Consider the following 20,199-nt stretch of genomic DNA (forward strand, 5'->3'; position numbering starts at 1 on the left):
CTGCCGTTTTTTTATTGTCTTTATTTCTAAATCAGAGAAAACAATGCCTTCAGAATGTCATCGTATACTTTTTTATCGGTTTCCCCGGCGCGGGCCAAAACCCGGATCCCCGAATAATTATTAAAAATAAAACGAGACAGTGTACGTGCATCCAGTTGAGTAGAAATTTGTCCTGCCTCCTGCCCTTTTTTTACTGCTTTAAGAAAAATATCTTCCATAATCTTCCGGTTATCATTTACAATCTTTGCGATCTCTTCGTCGTGCATAGCCAGCTCTACTGATGAATTGACCATAAAACAGCCTTTTGTAATCCGGTCTTCCAGACTTTCTTTTACCGCATGTTTAAAAATTTTGGTAAGCGCTTCTTTTATATTGTCAGATTCTTCCAAAACCTTTTTTACAATATCCTGTCCCTGAGTCTGATATCTTTTCAAAGCCATAGCAAACAGCTTTTGTTTATCGCCAAAAGTGTCATACAAACTGGAACGGCTTAAACCGAGATGTGTTACCAAATCCTGCGCAGAAGTTCCGTTGTACCCTTTGTGCCAAAAAATTTCAATAGCTTTATCTAAAGCGTGATCTTCGTTAAATTCTTTTGTTCTAGCCATGACTTCACCATTTATTCTTTACAAAGATATAAAAAATACGGAACAATCGTTCCTGAATTAGGCCAAAAATTAAACTAAAGCATTTACTGTAAGTCCGCCGTCTACAACAATTTCTGTTCCTGTGATAAAGGAAGCATCATCTGAAGCCAAAAAAGCAATCGTTTTACCAATTTCTGAAGCCTGACCAAAACGTTTCAATAAAATTTTATCTGCCAGAACGGCTCCAAAACCTTCTACTTCTTCTTTTTCCAAACCTAATTTTCCGTAAATCGGAGTTTCAACAGGTCCGGGAGATACGGCATTGATTCTGATTTTTCTTGGTGCCAATTCGGTTGCAAATACCCTGTTTAAAGATAAAAGAGCTGCTTTACTTGCTGCGTAAACACTCGAATTGGGCATACCCACACTTGCATTTACAGAGGTATTTAAAATGATTGAAGCACCATCATTTAGAATTGGCAATAATTTTTGCAAGGTAAAATAAACTCCTTTTACATTGACATTCATTATTGAATCATAATGCTCTTGTGAAGCCAATTCTAAAGGTGCAAAAGAAGCAATTCCGGCGTTTAAAAATACAGCATCTACTTTTCCAAATTTTGCAGCAACTTCAGCAACTAAATTGTCAATCGATTTTAAATCAGATTGATCTGCTGCAATTCCGGTCACATTTAATTCTTGTTCTGCCTTATTTAAAGCTTCTTTATTTCTTCCGGTTACAATTACTTTTGCTCCTCTTTCTGCTAATACAGCTGCTGTTGCATATCCAATTCCGCTGTTTCCGCCTGTAACAATGGCTACTTTGTTTTCTAAATTTTTCATTTTATAATTTTTAAATTAGTGATTATTGCATTATTATGGTACAAAGATATAATAACGGAACGATCGTTCCGTTATTATAAATGTTAAATTTTAGTTAATAATTAAAATAGTCTTTTAAAGGCTTAAATTATTGAAGAGTTTAATTATTTAACTATAAAGGAAAGAAATGAAAAAATGTCGGGCATTCTTAAATTATCATTAATTTTGCATTAAAAATAAACTAAGATGGATATTCAGTTTTTCAAAGAAAGTCCCTTTACTACCATCATATCATTTCATAAGCTAATTGAATCTTTTGAGGAAATTGCCTTATCAGACGTTGATTACAGATCAGATTACGCGAAAGCAATCTTAAAACAAATTGAATTAATTCCCGAACTAAGAACCGGGATTGAGGATTATTCGGTTATCAGAAAAAATGAAGCACTGATCAAAAACATTTTGGCCGATTTATTTCCTACAGCATTAACGCACAATGAAATAAAAGCGGTTACCATTCCGTTTCAAAATATCTCTTTCAATTATACAGAACGTTTCAAGAAAATTTTAAAAAATGCCGGAGACGAATTCTATATGGAAATTCGGGATTTTGATGATCATCAATTTTACATCAACAACTGCTGTTTGATTTTAAGCAGTTACTATAAACAGCATATTGATTTTAACCGCCCGTTTTTCTACGATATTCCGGATGAAGATGGTGTAGAAAAGCATTACCGCATTTTATATAATGCTGATTTTATGGAAATTATTCCAACAGAAAATGCGATTGAGCTGACTCAGGAAGACATTGACCAATTAATTGACAATTATAATGATATCAATTTATGGAAATCTAAATTCCCTAAGGGAAGCTGGGTTTTAAGAGGTTTTGGTATTGTTTCCTTATTTGATGCTACTACAGAAAGTGCTATTTCTACGCTGAAAAGTAATTTGCTTAAACCTGGTGCAAAAACAGTTACTACCGGTGAGGAAGTTTCTAATATTTTTCAGTCGATTTTTAATCTTCCAAAATTAAAAGTGGGTTTTATAATTTATAATCCCGAAGAAGAAAAATTTCTCAGACCTGCAAAATATGAGAATCAGCTTAAAAGTTTTTTACTTTCTGCAGATCAGGAAGTTGATTGTAAAAATGCTTTTTTTGGATGTTCATTTGAAAATTTATTAGACAATAAAGAACCTTTTGTGATTTCTAATGTTCAAAAATTCACAGAAGAATCAACCAATAAAACTCTGGGCCAGCACTTACTGAGGCAAAATATTAACAGCTGTATTTTTGCACCGGTCATAAAAGAAGGTCATTTACTGGGTGTGGTCGAACTGGTTTCAGAAAATGCAAGAGATCTAAATAGTGTAAATGCCACAAAATTAGATTTGGTGCTTCCTTATTTAACTGATACGATTGACCGTTACAATACCGATATGCAACATCAGGTAGAAGCAATTATTCAGCGTGAGTACACTACTATACATCCAAGCGTGTACTGGAAATTTAAAAAAGAATCTCAGAATTATTTTCAAAACCTGAATTATACAAAGGATTATATTTTTAAGGAAATTGTTTTTAAAAATGTATATCCCTTGTACGGACAAATCGATATTAAAAGTTCGTCTGAACATCGAAATGAAACTGTAAAAATTGATTTAAAAAATCAACTTTCTGCGCTTTTGGACATTTTTGACAATCAGAAACCAAACTCCAATCTGGTACTTCTCGAACAGAGAAAATTCGAATTGGAATCACTTCGAAGTGAATTGGATTCGCCTTTAAAAGCAGACACAGAACAGCATATTCAACGATATATTGAAGAGGAAATTCATCCGATCCTCAAAAACACAAAAAGCAATGCTAAAAATGAAAAATTAGAAGAATTGTATTTTGAAAATCTGGATGAAAAAACCGGAATGTTTTATCAGGAAAGAAAGAAGTTTGATAATGCAATGTCGATTATAAATAAACGACTGGCCACTGTTCTGGACAAAAAACAAGTTGAGGCACAGCAGATTTATCCGCATTATTATGAAAGATTTAAAACAGACGGTGTAGAACATAATTTGTATATCGGAGCCTCTATTTCGCCTACAAAACCGTTTGATATCATGTATTTGCATAATCTTCGTTTATGGCAATTACAGACTTTATGCGAAATGGAACTTGAACATCACGAACTTAAAGAATCGCTTCCGTATGAACTTGATGTTACTTCGCTGATTCTGGTTTTCAGTGCACCGCTTTCCATACGTTTCAGAATGGACGAAAAACGCTTTGACGTGGACGGAACTTATAATGCGAGATATGAAGTAGTTAAAAAACGTATTGACAAATCGAACATTAAAGGGACCAAAGAGAGAATTACTGAGAAAGAAAAAATCACTATCGTTTATTCTCAAAACAGTGAAGAAGCAGAATACTTAAAATATATAAAATATTTGCAGCACAAGAAAATATTAGAACCGTCTATCGAACAATTTGAAGTAGAGGATCTTCAGGGAGTTTCAGGTTTAAGAGCGATTCGTGTAAAAGTCATCAACAGAACTGCAAATCCCGAAGCCAAAAAAATAACGTATCAGGATTTACTGGATGAATTGAACTAATGTTCTTAAAATGAAATAAATCGGATTTTAAAATCTTAAAAAGTATTTTATTTTTATAAACAAACATATCCTTAAAATGGAAAAGCTTTGTCAAGGTTTCAATCCTGACAAAGCTTTTTCGTTTAGCTATTGATAAGAAACTAATTTCTTTTCAACAACTGTGTTTCCATTTGTTTAAATGTTTAAGCTTATAAAAATTAAATCGACTTAAAAGCAATTACAAAAGAAATCACGGTAACAATAATTCCGACCATAAAGAAATTGTACGCAATTCTGAGCAAATTATACTTTCTCTGCAAAACCAATCCCAGATAATATAAGTCTTTAATCATCGTAGAATAGAGATAATCGCGGTCCTTCATCATTTCATTCATTGCCCAGTTATAATCTTCCAAAGGCATTTTATAGAAATTCCCGAAAAACATCAGATTCACCTTTTTGGCTTCGACATCATCACGAGTAAAAAATCCGGAGGTAACTTTTGGTCTTGTAGAAAGAATCGCAAAAATAATGGTAATTACACTCGACATCAGCATAATGAAAGTCGGAATAACCAAATGAGCATTTTTGGGACTGTCCAATTTCGGAATAATTGACGATAATGCAATCGAGATGATAATCGCATTTACAGACAGTAAAATATTGGCCTTACTATCGGCAATTCCGCTTAAGCGTGTATGATTTCCAAGTGTGACACGAAATAAAGTATCGATTCCACGGTCCGGCTTCTCGGCTTTATCTTTCTTTTTATTTTCTTCTTCGATGGCTGCAGCGGCTTTCAGTTCCTGTTTGTTGATTTTTTTCTGAATCAGAATTAAGTTCTTTTCTTTGAGGGGCTGCCATTTTCTTAAGGCATAATCTGTGTAGAAACGGTGTTTGTTCATGAGAAAGTTTAAATTCTCTCTGGTCCATTCGGTATTAGAAAAGTTAACAATTCCTGTGTTTTTTAATTCTAAACGCAATAATTCGCAGGTTGTCGTATATTCCTCTCCCACTAAATGTGCATAATCTGCATCTTTAATAATCTTTTCCAAATGTGTTTTGGGTTCATATTGTTTGGCTGTAGCCAAAATCAAACTGCCAACAAGTGCAATAAATTCTTCTGATTTTCCTTTTGTACGCAAAAAATCGGTTGCTATTTTAACACTTTTCTCTTCATGATTTTCATATCCGTCGATATATCCTGCGTCATGAAACCAGGCTGCAATCAAAAGCGCCTCTTTATCATCACTTTCGACATCTTCTTTTTTACAAAGTTCTTTTACAGCTGTTACAACTGTAAAAGTATGGTTAAAATTATGATAAGAATATAGATTAGAAAGTTTATCTTTGAGTAAATTACTGACGAAATCCTCGGATTGTTCTATTAGATTCATAAAGAATATTTTTATACCACTAAATTATGAAATTGTTTTTGTATAACCATTTTATTGCTAAAATTAAAAAAAGTTGTTTGGCAATTATGGCACTTTTTATCATTTATTCCTGTGCAACGCACAAACCACAATATGGAAAAGAAGTTAGTGCCAACGAAACAGAAAACGCCACCGATACGATAAAAATTGCTCATACTTTTTACCTTGTCGGAGATGCCGGAAATGCAGATGAACCCAAGGCACAGCAAACCCTTGAACTTCTTCATAATAAACTCAAAAAAGCAAATAAAAAATCTACCCTTTTATTTTTAGGCGACAACATTTATCCGAAAGGTTTTCCTGGCGATAAAAAATCGGGCAATAAAGATCTCGCAGAAACAAAACTTACCAATCAATTAAACTTAACAAAGGGATTTAGAGGAAAAACAATTGTTATTCCTGGAAATCATGATTGGTATAGTGGAATAAAAGGACTGGAACTGCAGGCAGATTTTGTGACGAAATATTTAAATGACAAGAAAGGTTTTCTTCCAAGAAAGTCCTGTCCGATCGAAGATGTTAAGATAGACAGTCTAACGACTTTGATAGCTATTGATAGTGAATGGTTTCTGGAAGACTGGAACAAACATCCTACAATAAACGACAATTGCGAGATCAAAACCAGAGAAGCTTTTTTTGAAGAACTGGAGAATATCCTAAATAAAAATCAGGAAAAAACTGTTGTACTAGCCATTCATCATCCTTTATTAAGTAACGGAACGCACGGCGGTCAGTTTTCATTAGAGAAACAATTATTTCCTTTTGAGCAAAAAATTCCGTTGCCGGTAGTCGGTTCATTTATCAATTTATTGCGAAAAACATCAGGTGTGAGTCCGCAGGATATTCAGAATAAACAATATACTATTTATGCCAAACGTATTAAAACGCTTTTGCAAAAGCAGAAAAATGTAATTGTAGTTTCCGGACACGATCATAATCTGCAATACATCAGTCAGGAAAATATCCAGCAGATTATTAGCGGCGCAGGATCAAAATCAGAAGCTGCGAGAGCCATAAATCCGTTTGATTTTTCTTATGGAGGAAATGGTTATGCCATATTGAGATTGTTTAAAAGCGGAGACGCTAAAGTTTCTTACTACGGAAATGAAAACAACAAGGAAAAATTGCTTTTTGAAAAGGAAATTATAAAAGCCAAGGAAATAAACTGGGCTGATGACATTTCGAACAAATTTCCGGCAAAAGTGACCACTTCTATTTATTCTACTAAAATGACAGATAAAAGTGCGTTTCACAGATTTTTATTCGGAAAGCATTACCGATATTATTACAGCTTGCCTATAGAAGCCCGAACAGCAACTATCGACACTTTAAAAGGCGGTTTAAAACCAATTCGCGAAGGCGGCGGACATCAATCGGTTTCTCTGAGAATGTCAGATCCAAAAGGCAGGGAATATGTAATGCGTGCGATGAAAAAAAGTGCGACCGTTTTTTTACAGTCGGTTGCTTTTAAGGATCAATATGTAGTAAACGAATTTCAAAATACATACGCAGAGGATTTTCTGTTTGATTTTTATACTTCTTCGCATCCTTATACCTCTTTTGCAATTGGCAATATGTCCGATCAGATTGGTTTAAGACATACGAATCCGATTTTGTATTATATTCCAAAACAACAAGGACTTAGAGAATTTAATTCCGGTTTCGGAGATCAATTGTATATGGTTGAAGAAAGACCGGCAGACAATCATCTTGACGCTAAAAACTTTGGTAAACCAGGCAATATTATCTCTACAGAAGATATGATGTTAAATCTTCATAAAGATGAAAAATATACGGTCGACGAAAAAGAATATATAAAAGCACGTTTGTTTGATATGCTTTTAGGAGACTGGGACAGACACAGCGATCAATGGCGTTGGGCAGAATATAAAGAAGACGGAAAAGTAATTTACAGACCCATTCCACGCGACCGTGATCAGGCATTTGTAAAATATGACGGCGCTTTACTTTCTATTTTAATGAATATTCCGGCTTTGCGTCACATGCGAACTTTTAAATACAAAATTGACAATGTAAAATGGTTAAGCAGAGAACCTTACCCTATGGATTTGGCTTTCTTAAAAACCGCTACAGAAAAAGACTGGATTGAACAAGCAAAATATATTCAGGAAAATTTATCTGACAGCGATATAGATGCCGCCTTCAAAAATTTACCAAAAGAAGTTCAGGATGGAACAATTGAGGAAATCAAAGCAAAATTAAAAAACAGAAAAAAAGACCTTCAAAAGTATGCCGTAAGCTATTCGGATGTTCTGAGCAAAACAATCATGATTGCCGGAACCGATAAAAAGGACAAATTTGTTTTAAATCATAATGTTAAAAAAGGAATTGAGATTCAGGTCTTCAGAGTTAAAAAAGAAGGCGATGAATTGCTTTATACAAAAAATGTAACCGACGCTAAAACCAGAAATTTATGGATTTACGGTTTAGATGATAATGATATATTTGAAGTCAGGGGAGATGAAAAATCAAAGATTAAAATTCGTCTAATCGGGGGTCAGAACAATGATACTTATAACATTGAAAACGGAAAAAAAGTTATTGTTTATGATTTTAAATCAAAAGAAAACACATATAATCTTTCGAGAGCAACGCAAACACAACTGACTGACGATTATGATGTAAATCAATATAATTATGAAAGACCTAAATACAATGTAATTTCCGGTCTTCCAAATATTGGATACAACCCGGATGACGGTGTTAAAGTGGGGATAAATATGAATTATACAGTTAATAATTTCAAACAAAATCCGTACACGCAGCGACATATTTTTAATGCCTTCTACTATTTTGCAACAGGAGGTTTAGAGTTTAACTATGCGGCACATTTCCCTGGCTTATTGGGCAAATGGGTTATCGATGTTGAATCGTTGTATACAACTCCAAATTTTGCGATGAATTATTTTGGCTACGGAAATGAAGCTCCTTACGATGATGATCTTAGCTTAGACTACAATCGTGTACGAATCAGGAAATTTAATGCTTCCGGTGCAGTGAGACATGTCGGAAGATATGGCAGTGAATTTAGTATACAGCCAATCTATCAGAGAATGACGGTGGAGGAAACCGAAGACAGGTACATTAATATTCCCGGAATTGTAAATCCTGATGTTTTTAATACTCAGAATTTTGGTAGTTTAAAAGTGAAATATGAGTTTAAAAACGCTGATTTTGCTGCAAAACCAACTTTAGGAATTTATTTTATGCTGGCCGGAACATGGACTGCAAACCTGGACGAGACCAAAAAGAATTTTCCAACTCTGGAAAGTATTTTAGGATTTACACACAAACTGGATCACAACGGGAAACTTACGTTTGCAACTTATTTTAAAGGAAAAGCAGTTTTAAATAATAACTTCGAATTTTATCAGGGCGCCACTTTAGGAGGCGATACCGATTTGCGTGGTTTTAGAAATGAGCGTTTCTTAGGAAGTTCTTATTATTCTCAAAGTTCTGATTTACGTTTGAGCATTGGAAAAATCAGAAAAACGATTGCTCCTTTTACTTACGGTATTCTGGGTGGTTTTGACTATGGAAGAGTTTGGCTTGACGGTGAAGATTCTAAAAAATGGCATCACGATTATGGTGGCGGACTTTGGCTGAATGCCATCAATATTATAACAGCAAGAATTTCATACTTTAAATCTCCGGACGAAATAGGAAGGGTGATTTTTGGAGCGGCTTATAGTTTTTAGAAAAAAGTTGCTAATGTTCTGAGATGCTCAGCCTCTAAGTTTTTTTTAGCTGCAAGACAGAAAGTATCAAAGTTTTTTGCCACGAATTACACAAATATCACGAATTATATTTTATTTCTTACAATAAAAAATTTGTGGAATTCGTGAAATTCGTGGCAAACTTTTTTGTTAAACTTAGTAGCTTAGTATCTCAGCACCTTAGAAACTTAGTTAGAGCTTAAACTCATAAACATTTCCACCAATTTTATTCGTTTTTTCATCGGCAATAAGTAAAGTGTTATTGTCTTTGAAAACTATTGCTTCTTTTTGGGAAAAATGATTTAATTCTATTTGAGTCTGAGTTCCTTTATGGAATAAATCTCCTTTAAAATTTTTGAATAAAAGAACTTTATCGTGGCTTAGCAACGCCACTTTTTTTCCGTCGGGACTAATGGTTGCGCTTGTTAAAACGCAATGATTGTAATTATTACAGGTTTTAAATTCTCCTATTTTTACTGCTTTTTGGGCTCCTGAAGCATTTTTAATTTTATATATAAAAGCAGTTCCGTCAAAACCTTTGCTTCTGTTTTTTGTAAAAAGATAAAAATAGCCGCCCCTTTCAAAGAAACCTTCTACGTCATAAAACATTTCTTTTTTTCTCGGAGGAAATTCGGTTTGTTCAGGATAAGAAAATGAAACTTTATATTCGGCTTTAGCCACATCATTCTTCAACTGATTTTTTGCCACTTTGTAAATGCACAAATCTTTTCTTTCGTTGTCGTTATTACCAAAATCCCCAATATAGATATTACCCAATTTATCTTTCGTAATATCTTCCCAATCGACATTCTTGGCATTCGAAACCGTAATCGTTTTCTCCAGTTTCCCTTTGGAATTAATGGCATAAACAGCATTTTTATTTCCGCTGTCTTCTAAAGTATAAAGAATATCTGTATCCGGAAAATAGGCAATTCCCGAAACTTCTTTTAACTTTTTAGGAAGTGAGTAAAGCTCTTTTAGATCAGAACCCGATTGTTGCTGACAGGCTAATAAAACTACTGAAACTAAAAACAGGGATAATTTTTTCATATTGTATTTTTTTTCTTTTGTCACAAATAAAGATTATGAGCATTAAAATGTGACTAATTTAAACTGTATTTTTAAAATTTCGGATAATAAACGCAAAAGCCGCATGCATGATGTGCCCCATCGATTTCGCATTTTTAAATTTCATGTCATTGGTGTAACGGTATAATTCCATTTTTAACTGCAGCAAATGTTCGTGCGTCGAAATGGTATCATGGCACATTATATTGAGCAATTTATTGATTCTTGTTTCTGCAGAATGAATACGTTTTGCCAAAATCGCTCTTTCTTCATCTTTGTACTGAATAATCGAACGCTCTTCCAGTTTTTCCTTAATCAATTGAATCATAGGAGAATTCTCCTTGAAAAACTGCGGCCGATAAACCTTAAAATTCCCTTCGTAACATTGTTGGTCAAAATCAATCGGACGGATTTTATACACAACCTGGTCAAAATCATGAATCGGAACAATCACATAATTATACGCCCTCATATCTCCTAAAAGCCGAATCATACAACGCTCATTAAACTTTACGAATTCTTTAGCGATCTGCGCTTTTTCCATTTCGGTACAGGAATCCAGCAAATTATCCATAAAAACATCTCCCGGAATTCCGATAATATGTTCCTCGATCAGAGTGTCTTTATAAACCAAAAAATTGATTTTATCAGGCGAGAGAATATCTTCCAGTTCTAAACCGTAAATACGCGAAGCATCTGCTTTTTTAATGTAAAAATGAACATAATTGTCATTGAGAATATTTCGTACTTTAATTCGGAAAGGCTTCGAATTTCCGAAAGTACAGTAATCAATGGCATCAACATTCAGATATTGAATGATCTCACTATTCCCGTCAGAGTGTAATAGTGAATAGATTTTTTTTAGGTTTAAATCAATTTCATTGCGTTCAAATTCGCCATAATAAACCCGGATCCAAAGCGTATCTGTATCATTTTTATCGTAGACATTTACAGAACCCGAAAAACGAAGCAAGTCATCATAAAACACAGATACCTTAGAAATACGTTCGTATCTCTCCAAATAACTTAAAAGTGGCTGCGTTAAAGGATAAGAAGGTTTTTTTAAAACCATTAAAGGCTCACTCATTTTGAATATCTTTAATACAAATTTACATCAATACGATTTAAAGTTAGAATTTAAAGTAACAAAAATCAACTTGGCTCGTCATACTAAAAACTAAAACCAGAAAAATTTGGAAACCATTTTAACCATTGAGAATCTAAACAAGAGATATGGCCGAATTCAGGCTTTAAAAAATGTATCTTTTACCATACAAAAAGGTCGCGTATACGGCATCCTTGGACCAAACGGAAGTGGAAAATCGACCACATTAGGAATTGTTTTAAATGTTGTAAATAAATCGTCGGGGAATTACCGCTGGTTCGATGGAAACGTTGAGACTCACGAAGCGCTCAAAAAAGTAGGCGCTATTATTGAGAGGCCTAATTTTTACCCTTACATGACAGCGGAGCAAAACCTGAAATTGGTTTGCAAAATCAAAAACATTAATTATGCTAAAGTAAATGAAAAGCTGGAATTGGTTGGCTTAAATGAGAGAAAAGACAGCAAGTTCAGCACTTTTTCTTTAGGAATGAAACAACGCCTGGCAATTGCATCGGCGCTTTTAAACGATCCTGAAATTTTAATTTTAGATGAGCCGACAAATGGTTTGGATCCGCAGGGAATTCATCAGATTCGTGATATTATTAAAAAAATTGCTTCTCAGGGAACTACCATTTTATTAGCGTCGCATTTACTGGATGAAGTAGAAAAAGTCTGTTCTCAGGTAATTGTTTTAAGAAAAGGCGAAGTTTTGTATTCTGGCTCTGTTGACGGAATGTCATCTAATGAAGGTTTCTTTGAAGTTCAGGCCAATGACAATTCATCATTAAAAACTGCTCTGCTGGATCATCCTGCTGTAGACAGAATTTCTGAAGAAGAAGGAAAAGTTTTAGTCTACTTAAAAGCAGATTTATCAGCTTCAGATTTAAATCAATTTTTATTTTCTAAAAATATTGTTTTAAATCATTTAGTAAAACGTAAAAACAGCTTAGAAGCACAATTTTTAGAATTAACCAAAAATGCCACTTCCCAAAAAAACTAAACCATGAAAAGACTTCTTTCTATAGAATTGCAAAAAATCTGGATGAATAAAGCCAGTAGAGTTTTAACCTTAACTTATTTTATATTACTTTCTTTTATTGCACTTATTGCTGCGATAAAATTTGATATTGGTATTTTTAAATTTCATTTAGCCGAAATGGGTATTTTCAACTTCCCTTTTATCTGGCATTTTAATACGTACGTTGCCGCCTGGCTCAAATTCTTTTTGGCGATAGTAATCGTTTCTATGATGGCAAATGAATACAGCTATGGTACATTAAAACAAAACCTTATAGATGGTTTAAGCAAAAAAGAATTTATTCTGTCAAAATTCTTAACCGTAGTTTTATTTGCTTTCGGCTCTACTGTTTTTGTTTTTATAATGAGCTTAATCTTAGGATATGTTTTTTCTTCGTACACAGAATTTAGTATTGTCTTTAGCGATCTCGATTATTTGTTAGCCTTTTTTGTAAAATTGACCGGATTTTTTTCTTTCTGTTTGTTTTTGGGAATTTTAGTTAAACGTTCTGCGTTTGCACTTGGTTTTCTTTTAGTCTGGAGCATCATTGAAGGTATTATAAAAGGTATATTAGCTTTTAAGATTTTTCCTGAAAGCGATACAGATGAAAAAGTCATGCAGTTTTTCCCCTTAGAATCCATGTCTAATTTAATTGTTAATCCTGGACCAAGATTGTCTGTTATTAAAAATATTGGCTCACAAATGGGAATTGAAACAGAGAGCAATTATGGTGTTGATTATTTTGCTGTTTTGATTGTTTTAATCTGGACTTCCCTGTTTGTTTATTTTTCATACAAGCTATTAAAAAATAGAGATTTGTAGTATATTTGCTACTATGGGTCTTCAAAAAACTTTAATTTTTATTTCTGTTTTGTGCTGTTTTTTTTCTAAAATAAGTGCTCAGAACATTTCTGTTAATTCAAATACAACTCCGACAGATTTAATTGAAAATATTTTAATCAACAGTTCTTGTATTACTATCGAAAATGTTACCGCTTCCGGAAATCCAACACCAGGCAGACAAAGTTACGGATCCTTTACGGCCGGAAGTAATTTTCCTTTTTCAGGCGGACTGGTTTTAAGCACCTCCTCGAGCATAAGAGCAGAGGGACCTTACAACCAGTCTGATTCTAAAGGCGAACAAGTTTCAGGATGGAATGGTGATGCCGATATGGATAAGGTTCTACAAATTACCAACAGCAGGCAGGCAACAGTTTTAGAATTTGATTTTACAGCATTAACGAATTCTATAAGCTTTAATTATATTTTCGCCTCAAATGAATACCAGTCTTATTTCCCCTGTGAGTTTTCAGATGGTTTTGCTTTTTTAATTAAGGAAGCAGGAAGCGCTGATGCATATAAAAACCTGGCTATTTTACCCAATTCTACTACAGCTGTTTCTGCAATTACAGTACATCCCAAAATTGATCCCGTAATTATAAATGGCGTTCCCAAAGGTTGCGAAGCATCTAATGAAGCTTATTATAATGGTTACAATTCTCCATCAAGCCCTATAAATTACGCTGGTCAAACTGTAGTGATGAATGCCTCGACAGATGTAATTCCTAATAAAAAGTACCATTTAAAACTTGTTATTGCCGACGATGAAACCCGACAATTTAATTCTGCCGTTTTTATTGAGGCAGGAAGTTTTGTAACACGAATAAATTTTGGCGAGGATCGTACCAGAGCAAATAATAGTCCGGTTTGTTTTGGAGAAAATTACGTTTTAGATACTAAACTAAGCGCAGCAGATTATAGCTTTAAATGGTCTATCAAAGATGCTTCTAATAATTATGTAACGTTATCCGGAGCAACAACGCCAACTTATGCAGTAATCACACCGGGAACTTACAAAGTTGAAGCTGCATTAAATGGGACAACATGCATATCTGTGGGAGAAATTACTGTGGAGTTTGAACCGGAAATTGCTTCTACAAATACTGCTCTGCTGCAATGCGATGATAATACCGATGGTCTTAGCATTTTTAATTTGACAAAAGTCGCTACTATTGTAAAAAATAATAATACCGATATCACCAATCAGGGTTATTACGAAACACTGGCAGATGCCAGGACAAAGGCAAATCCAATCATGAATCCGGAGCGTTATACGAACAAAATTCCAAATCAGATTATCTTTGCCAGAATCGAAAATAAATATGGCTGTTACTCCACCCCAGAAGTCAAATTAATTGTTTCCGCCACTAATATTCCGGACCAATCGTCCATTGCAACTTGCGATGGAGATGAAATACAGGATGGCCTGTATCAATTTGATTTAAACGCCCAGGTAACGCCGCAAATACTTAAGGGCCTGCCTCCGGGATTGGTGGTCAATTATTTCTTAACTGCAAATGACGCGGTAACGGAAAACAATACGATATCAAATAATTTTAAGAATACAGCTGCAAACAGCCAAACTATTTACGCACGCGTAATAAACGGATCTGATTGCTATGATATTGTTCCCGTTGAATTAATTGTACATACCTTTAATCCTCCAAACTTTGAAGACGAAACGCTTTATTTATGCAAAGGAGAACAAATAACTCTAACACTGCCTTCTGGCTTCAAAACCTATAACTGGTCAAATGGCGATACGGCCAACTCCACCTTAATTAATGCTCCCGGAGATTATGCTGTTTTAGTAACTGATTATAATGATTGTCAGAAAACTAAAAAATTCAAAGTAATATCATCTGAACCAGCAGTAATTACCGGAGTCGACGTAAAAGATTTCTCAGGAAACGAGAATACATTACAAATTCGACATACAGGAGTTGGGGATTATGAATTTTCGCTTGACGGATCTGTTTTTCAGGAGGCTTCTACTTTTTCCCAGGTAAATCCGGGAATTTACAATGTGGTTGCGCGCGACAAAAATGGTTGTGGCCTATCTAACTCGTTTTTAGTTTATGTTTTAGATTATCCACGTTTTTTTACACCGAATGGTGACGGATATAACGATTTATGGAGTATTAAAAACATGGATGAAATGCCTGATTATTCGCTTTCGATTTTTGATCGCTATGGCAGATTGTTAAAACAAATGAATCAGAACGCTGCCGGATGGAACGGAATTTACAATGGCCAGGAATTACCATCTGACGATTATTGGTTTACTCTTTTATTTGTAAACGGAAAGAATGTAAAAGGCCATTTTAGTCTCAAAAGATAACTGGATATTTTATCTATTTATAAATAAAACAGAAAGTCCGCAAATAGTAAGCATAAAAAAATCCCAAACTCCTGAAAGGAATTTGGGATTTTTTATATGAAGTTTAAAATGATTACACTTTAAATCTTTTTCTATCAGTTTCTGTCAAGTAGATTTTTCTTAAACGAATAGATTTTGGCGTTACCTCTACGTACTCATCTTTTTGAATGTACTCTAAAGCTTCCTCTAAAGAGAAAATGATTGGAGGGATAATTCTCGCTTTTTCATCATTTCCTGAAGAACGAACGTTAGACTGTTTTTTCTCTTTCGTTACGTTTACACACATATCATCTCCACGAGAGTTTTCACCAATTACCTGTCCTTCGTAAATTTCAGTATTTGGTTCAACAAAAAACTTACCACGATCCTGTAATTTATCGATAGAATAAGGAATAGCTTTTCCTTTTTCCATAGAAATCAATGAACCTTTATTACGTCCGGCAATTTCTCCTTTGTAAGGCTCATATCCAATAAAACGGTGCGACATAATAGCCTCACCAGCTGTTGCAGTAAGCAATTGATTTCTTAAACCAATAATTCCACGAGATGGGATATTGAATTTGATAATCATACGCTCACCTTTAGTTTCCATAGAAAGCATTTCACCTTTACGAAGCGTAACAAATTCAACTGCTCTACCTGAAAGGTTTTCCGGTAAGTCGATTGTTAATTCTTCGATAGGCTCACATTTTTTACCATCAATTTCTTTGATGATAACTTGTGGCTGACCAATTTGTAACTCATATCCTTCTCTTCTCATTGTTTCAATAAGAACAGATAAGTGAAGTACACCACGGCCAAAAACCATAAATTTATCAGCAGAATCAGTTTCACCTAACTTCATAGCTAAGTTTTTCTCTAATTCTTTTGTTAGTCTTTCTCTAATATGACGAGAAGTAACAAATTTACCCTCTTTACCAAAGAATGGAGAGTCATTAATAGTAAATAACATACTCATTGTTGGCTCATCAATAGCGATAGAAGTTAGACCTTCAGGATTTTCATGATCAGCGATAGTATCACCAATTTCAAAACCTTCTACTCCAACAACAGCACAAATATCTCCAGCGATTACTTCTGTTACTTTTTTACGTCCAAGACCTTCAAAAGTATGTAATTCTTTAATTCTTGATTTTGTTACAGTACCATCTCTTTTTACTAAAGATATTGGCATTCCTTCTTTTAAGACACCTCTTTCAAGACGACCAATTGCGATACGACCTGTAAAAGCAGAGAAATCTAAAGATGTAATTAACATCTGAGGAGTTCCTTCTGATACCTTAGGAGCAGGTACATGCTCGATAACCATGTCTAATAATGGTTCGATGTTTTCAGTTTGGTTTCTAAAATCATCAGACATCCAGTTGTTTTTAGCAGAACCGTAAACAGTTGGGAAATCTAATTGTTCTTCAGTAGCACCTAATTCAAACATTAAGTCGAAAACTTTCTCGTGAACTTCTTCCGGCGTACAGTTTTCTTTATCTACTTTATTGATAACTACACAAGGTTTCAATCCTAAATCGATCGCTTTTTGCAAAACGAAACGAGTTTGAGGCATTGGTCCCTCGAAAGCATCAACTAGCAAACAAACACCATCGGCCATGTTCAATACACGTTCTACTTCACCTCCAAAATCGGCGTGACCGGGAGTATCAATAATATTGATTTTTGTTCCTTTATATTGAACAGAAACGTTTTTAGAAGTAATAGTAATACCTCTCTCACGCTCTAAATCGTTATTATCAAGAATTAAATCACCTGTGTTTTCGTTGTCACGAAATAATTGACAGTGATACATAATTTTATCAACCAAAGTGGTTTTACCGTGATCGACGTGGGCAATAATTGCAATGTTTCTAATAGATTCCATCTGTGATTTTTAATGGGCGCAAAGGTACACTTTATTTTCTAAAAAAAAACGTTTCTGACATAGTTTGCGTATATACAATCAATTAGTTAATCAAAAACACCAAAATAACGGCTTCAAAATGACATTTACATACGTTTAGTTATAGTTAAATTAACTATATTTGAAGTGATGAAAAGTAAAACGCTCCAAATTACTCTTATTTATACCATCATCTCGTTAATTATGGCGTACCTATGTCATAAATTACTTATAACGTGGTTTTCATCTTCAGATTATCTGTATTTATCACTCATTAAAGACATCTTGTTTATATTAATTACAGGACTGGTTTTCAGATTTATACTTGCTAAAAATGAAAAAAGAAATATCTCCGTCTTCGAAAAGTTAAACAAAACCAACGAAGAAATAAAAGAATCTAATGAGAAATATGACATCGTAGCAAAAGCTACAAGCGACACAATATGGGACTGGAAAATTCAGGAAGACAGCATTAATTGGAACAAAGGAATTGAAAGCGTTTTTGGTTACAATCCCGAAGAAGTGGGCAAAACTTCTAAATGGTGGTTTGACAAAATTCACCCCGAAGACAGCATCCGAATGTCCATAAAATTATATTCTTTTATTGAACAAAAAACCCAAAAATGGCAGGATCAATACCGTTTCAAATGTGCAGACGACACGTACAAATATGTTCTGGACAGAGGTTTTTTACTCAAAGACGAGAACGGAAGAGCCATTAGAATGATTGGTGCGATTCAGGATATTACGAAACAAAAAGAAGAAGAGCAACGATTAAAACTTCTGGAAACTGTAATTACCCAATCTAAAGATTCGATTTTAATTACCGAAGCCAATTCTGCTGAGCATAAAATACCCAAAATAGTATATGTTAACCCGGCATTTTCTCAAATGTCCGGCTATCAGTCCACTGAAATAATAGGAAAATCTGCAAGTATTTTTAAAGGTCCGAAATCTGATTCAGAAGAATTAAAAAAGCTTTTAACAGCAATAAAAAATGAAGAAGAATGTCTCATTGAAACGATTACTTACACCAAAAACAAAGAAGAGTATTGGGTACGTTTTTCTATGATTCCGATTTTTAATAATGAAAATATAATTACACACTGGATTTCCATACAAAGAGATATTACAGAAGAGAAAAAACTCGAAACCGAAAAAGAACATCTTATTCGCGAGCTCACACAGAATAACAAGGATCTTAAACAGTTTTCGTACATTACTTCACACAATCTCAGAGCACCACTTTCCAATCTAATCGGACTTTTAAATTTAATTGAAGACATCCCTTTAGAAAATGAAGAACTAAAAGAAATTCTGGCTGGCTTTACCAAATCGACGCATTTGCTAAATGAAACGATAAATGATTTAGTTAAGGTGATCATTATTAAAGATAATCCTTCGATGCAAAAAGAAGATGTATCTTTACAGGAAGTTTTTGAAAATGTTTTCAGTCAGCTCTCTTTTCAAATAGAATTGCACAAACCAATAATTAAACTAAAGTTTGAAAAAGCTCCAAAACTCATTATAAACAAAGCTTATATAGAAAGCATTTTATTAAATTTACTTACCAATTCTATAAAATATAAATCTGAAAACAGAAAACTCAAGATTTCTATAATAGCAGAAAACATTGACAACAAAACAATTTTAACTTTTAAAGACAATGGAATTGGAATTGATTTGGAAAGAAACAGGGATAAAGTATTTGGACTTTATCAAAGATTTCATAATTACCCTGACAGCAAAGGACTTGGCTTGTATCTTGTGAAATCACAGGTAGAAACAATGGGAGGAACAATTTCTATTGACAGTGAAGTTAACAAAGGAACTACATTTACAATCACATTTAAAAATTAATTATTATGCTGGAGCAGATTTTATGCATTGACGATGATCCGATCACACTGATGTTATGCAAAAAAGTAATTTCTAAATCTTCATTTTCTCATGAAGTCATAACAGCTCAAAATGGCGAAGAAGCCCTTCACTACTTCAATATTTTAAAATATACAAACGACAAAAATAAAAGAAAACCAGAATTAATCTTCTTAGACCTGAATATGCCAATAATGGGCGGCTGGGAATTTTTAGATCATTTTACTTCTCCGGATTATAGCGAATTTAATTCGGCACCTGTTATAGTATTGTCTTCTACTATTGACCCTGAAGATCTTGCAAAAGCAAAAAAATATCCAATAATTATAGATTTTCTTTCTAAACCCATTACACAACAAATGCTGGATTATCTTAAAAAGAAAATCAACCTCTAGACAAAAAAAATCCAAATTCTAAAGCTTAAGAATAGAATTTGGATTTTTATATGGAATTCACAAAATGCACAAACAAAAAAAAAAGTCCTCTCTTAGAGGACTTTTTATATAAGTAATAAATTGTTTTAATTACAATTTAGCAACATGTTTCGTTAATTTAGACTTCAGGTTAGAAGCTTTATTATCGTGAATGATGTTCTTTTTAGCTAATTTATCAATCATTGAAATAACTGTTGATAATTTTGCAGCTGCATCAGATTTATCAGTAGCTAATCTTAATGCTTTGATAGCATTACGAGTAGTTTTATGCTGATATCTGTTAAGAACTCTTCTTTTTTCGTTGCTTCTGATTCTTTTTAATGCTGACTTATGATTTGCCATTTTTTTAATTTTAGATGTAATAATTATTATAGATACTAGCTAAAAAAGAAAAACCTCCCACAATTGCAA

The 20,199-nt window shown here is 33.8% G+C and carries 14 protein-coding genes; 7 read left to right on the plus strand and 7 right to left on the minus strand.

Translation table 11 applies throughout. The features are described from left to right. Positions 1-26 precede the first annotated feature (26 nt). Both ABEB31_RS03155 and ABEB31_RS03160 read right to left on the minus strand, forming a co-directional pair. On the minus strand, positions 27-608 hold the full coding sequence (locus ABEB31_RS03155) for a TetR/AcrR family transcriptional regulator (protein ID WP_347049890.1): 582 nt from the start codon (positions 606-608) through the stop codon (positions 27-29). 69 nt (positions 609-677) lie between these two features. Further along, entirely contained in the window at positions 678-1,430 is a 753-nt protein-coding gene (locus ABEB31_RS03160) for an SDR family oxidoreductase (protein WP_347049891.1), read from the minus strand. 225 nt (positions 1,431-1,655) lie between these two features. Here ABEB31_RS03160 and ABEB31_RS03165 point away from each other — a divergent pair, with 225 nt between their 5' ends. Next, a complete protein-coding gene (locus tag ABEB31_RS03165; protein ID WP_347049892.1) occupies positions 1,656-4,025 on the plus strand; it encodes a GAF domain-containing protein in 2,370 nt (789 codons plus the stop codon). 197 nt (positions 4,026-4,222) lie between these two features. On the opposite strand, the gene ABEB31_RS03170 is transcribed toward ABEB31_RS03165, so the two are convergent. Beyond that, complete coding sequence (locus tag ABEB31_RS03170) at positions 4,223-5,401, minus strand: Pycsar system effector family protein (protein ID WP_347049893.1); 1,179 nt, start codon at positions 5,399-5,401, stop codon at positions 4,223-4,225. Positions 5,402-5,427: 26 nt separating this feature from the next. Between ABEB31_RS03170 and ABEB31_RS03175 the strand changes: the two genes are divergently transcribed. Continuing rightward, positions 5,428-9,159 carry a metallophosphoesterase gene (locus ABEB31_RS03175; protein ID WP_430408220.1) on the plus strand — a complete coding sequence of 1,244 codons (3,732 nt, stop codon included), beginning with the start codon at positions 5,428-5,430 and terminating at the stop codon, positions 9,157-9,159. 210 nt (positions 9,160-9,369) lie between these two features. Here ABEB31_RS03175 and ABEB31_RS03180 read toward each other — a convergent pair whose 3' ends face one another. Both ABEB31_RS03180 and ABEB31_RS03185 read right to left on the minus strand, forming a co-directional pair. After that, positions 9,370-10,227, minus strand: a complete 858-nt coding sequence (locus ABEB31_RS03180) for a hypothetical protein (RefSeq protein ID WP_347049895.1) — start codon at positions 10,225-10,227, stop codon at positions 9,370-9,372. Between the two features lie 58 nt (positions 10,228-10,285). After that, entirely contained in the window at positions 10,286-11,332 is a 1,047-nt protein-coding gene (locus ABEB31_RS03185; RefSeq protein ID WP_347049896.1) for a hypothetical protein, read from the minus strand. Between the two features lie 106 nt (positions 11,333-11,438). Here ABEB31_RS03185 and ABEB31_RS03190 point away from each other — a divergent pair, with 106 nt between their 5' ends. Genes ABEB31_RS03190 through ABEB31_RS03200 form a run of 3 tightly spaced genes read left to right on the plus strand, consistent with a single transcriptional unit; the run spans position 11,439 to position 15,549 of the window. Then, positions 11,439-12,350: an ABC transporter ATP-binding protein gene (locus tag ABEB31_RS03190; RefSeq protein WP_347049897.1), complete on the plus strand. Its 912-nt coding sequence runs from the start codon at positions 11,439-11,441 to the stop codon at positions 12,348-12,350. Positions 12,351-12,353: 3 nt separating this feature from the next. Beyond that, positions 12,354-13,190, plus strand: coding sequence for an ABC transporter permease (locus ABEB31_RS03195; protein WP_347049898.1), 837 nt, complete (start codon positions 12,354-12,356; stop codon positions 13,188-13,190). A gap of 13 nt (positions 13,191-13,203) precedes the next feature. After that, a complete protein-coding gene (locus ABEB31_RS03200; RefSeq protein WP_347049899.1) occupies positions 13,204-15,549 on the plus strand; it encodes a choice-of-anchor L domain-containing protein in 2,346 nt (781 codons plus the stop codon). Between the two features lie 112 nt (positions 15,550-15,661). Here ABEB31_RS03200 and typA read toward each other — a convergent pair whose 3' ends face one another. Next, positions 15,662-17,458, minus strand: coding sequence for a translational GTPase TypA (typA, locus tag ABEB31_RS03205; RefSeq protein ID WP_347049900.1), 1,797 nt, complete (start codon positions 17,456-17,458; stop codon positions 15,662-15,664). A 168-nt stretch (positions 17,459-17,626) separates the two neighbouring features. On the opposite strand from typA, the gene ABEB31_RS03210 reads away from it, so the two are divergent. Further along, the gene (locus ABEB31_RS03210; RefSeq protein WP_347049901.1) at positions 17,627-19,336 is read left to right on the plus strand and encodes a PAS domain-containing sensor histidine kinase; all 1,710 of its coding nucleotides are present in this window, start codon (positions 17,627-17,629) and stop codon (positions 19,334-19,336) included. A 5-nt stretch (positions 19,337-19,341) separates the two neighbouring features. Further along, positions 19,342-19,749, plus strand: coding sequence for a response regulator (locus tag ABEB31_RS03215; protein ID WP_347049902.1), 408 nt, complete (start codon positions 19,342-19,344; stop codon positions 19,747-19,749). A 129-nt stretch (positions 19,750-19,878) separates the two neighbouring features. On the opposite strand, the gene rpsT is transcribed toward ABEB31_RS03215, so the two are convergent. Then, positions 19,879-20,130 (minus strand): 30S ribosomal protein S20, encoded by a 252-nt coding sequence (gene rpsT, locus ABEB31_RS03220; RefSeq protein ID WP_012026903.1) that lies wholly within the window; start codon positions 20,128-20,130, stop codon positions 19,879-19,881. Between the last annotated feature and the right edge of the window lie 69 nt (positions 20,131-20,199).

The sequence above is a fragment of the Flavobacterium olei genome (genome assembly GCF_039749035.1).
GTDB classification, from domain to species: domain Bacteria; phylum Bacteroidota; class Bacteroidia; order Flavobacteriales; family Flavobacteriaceae; genus Flavobacterium; species Flavobacterium olei.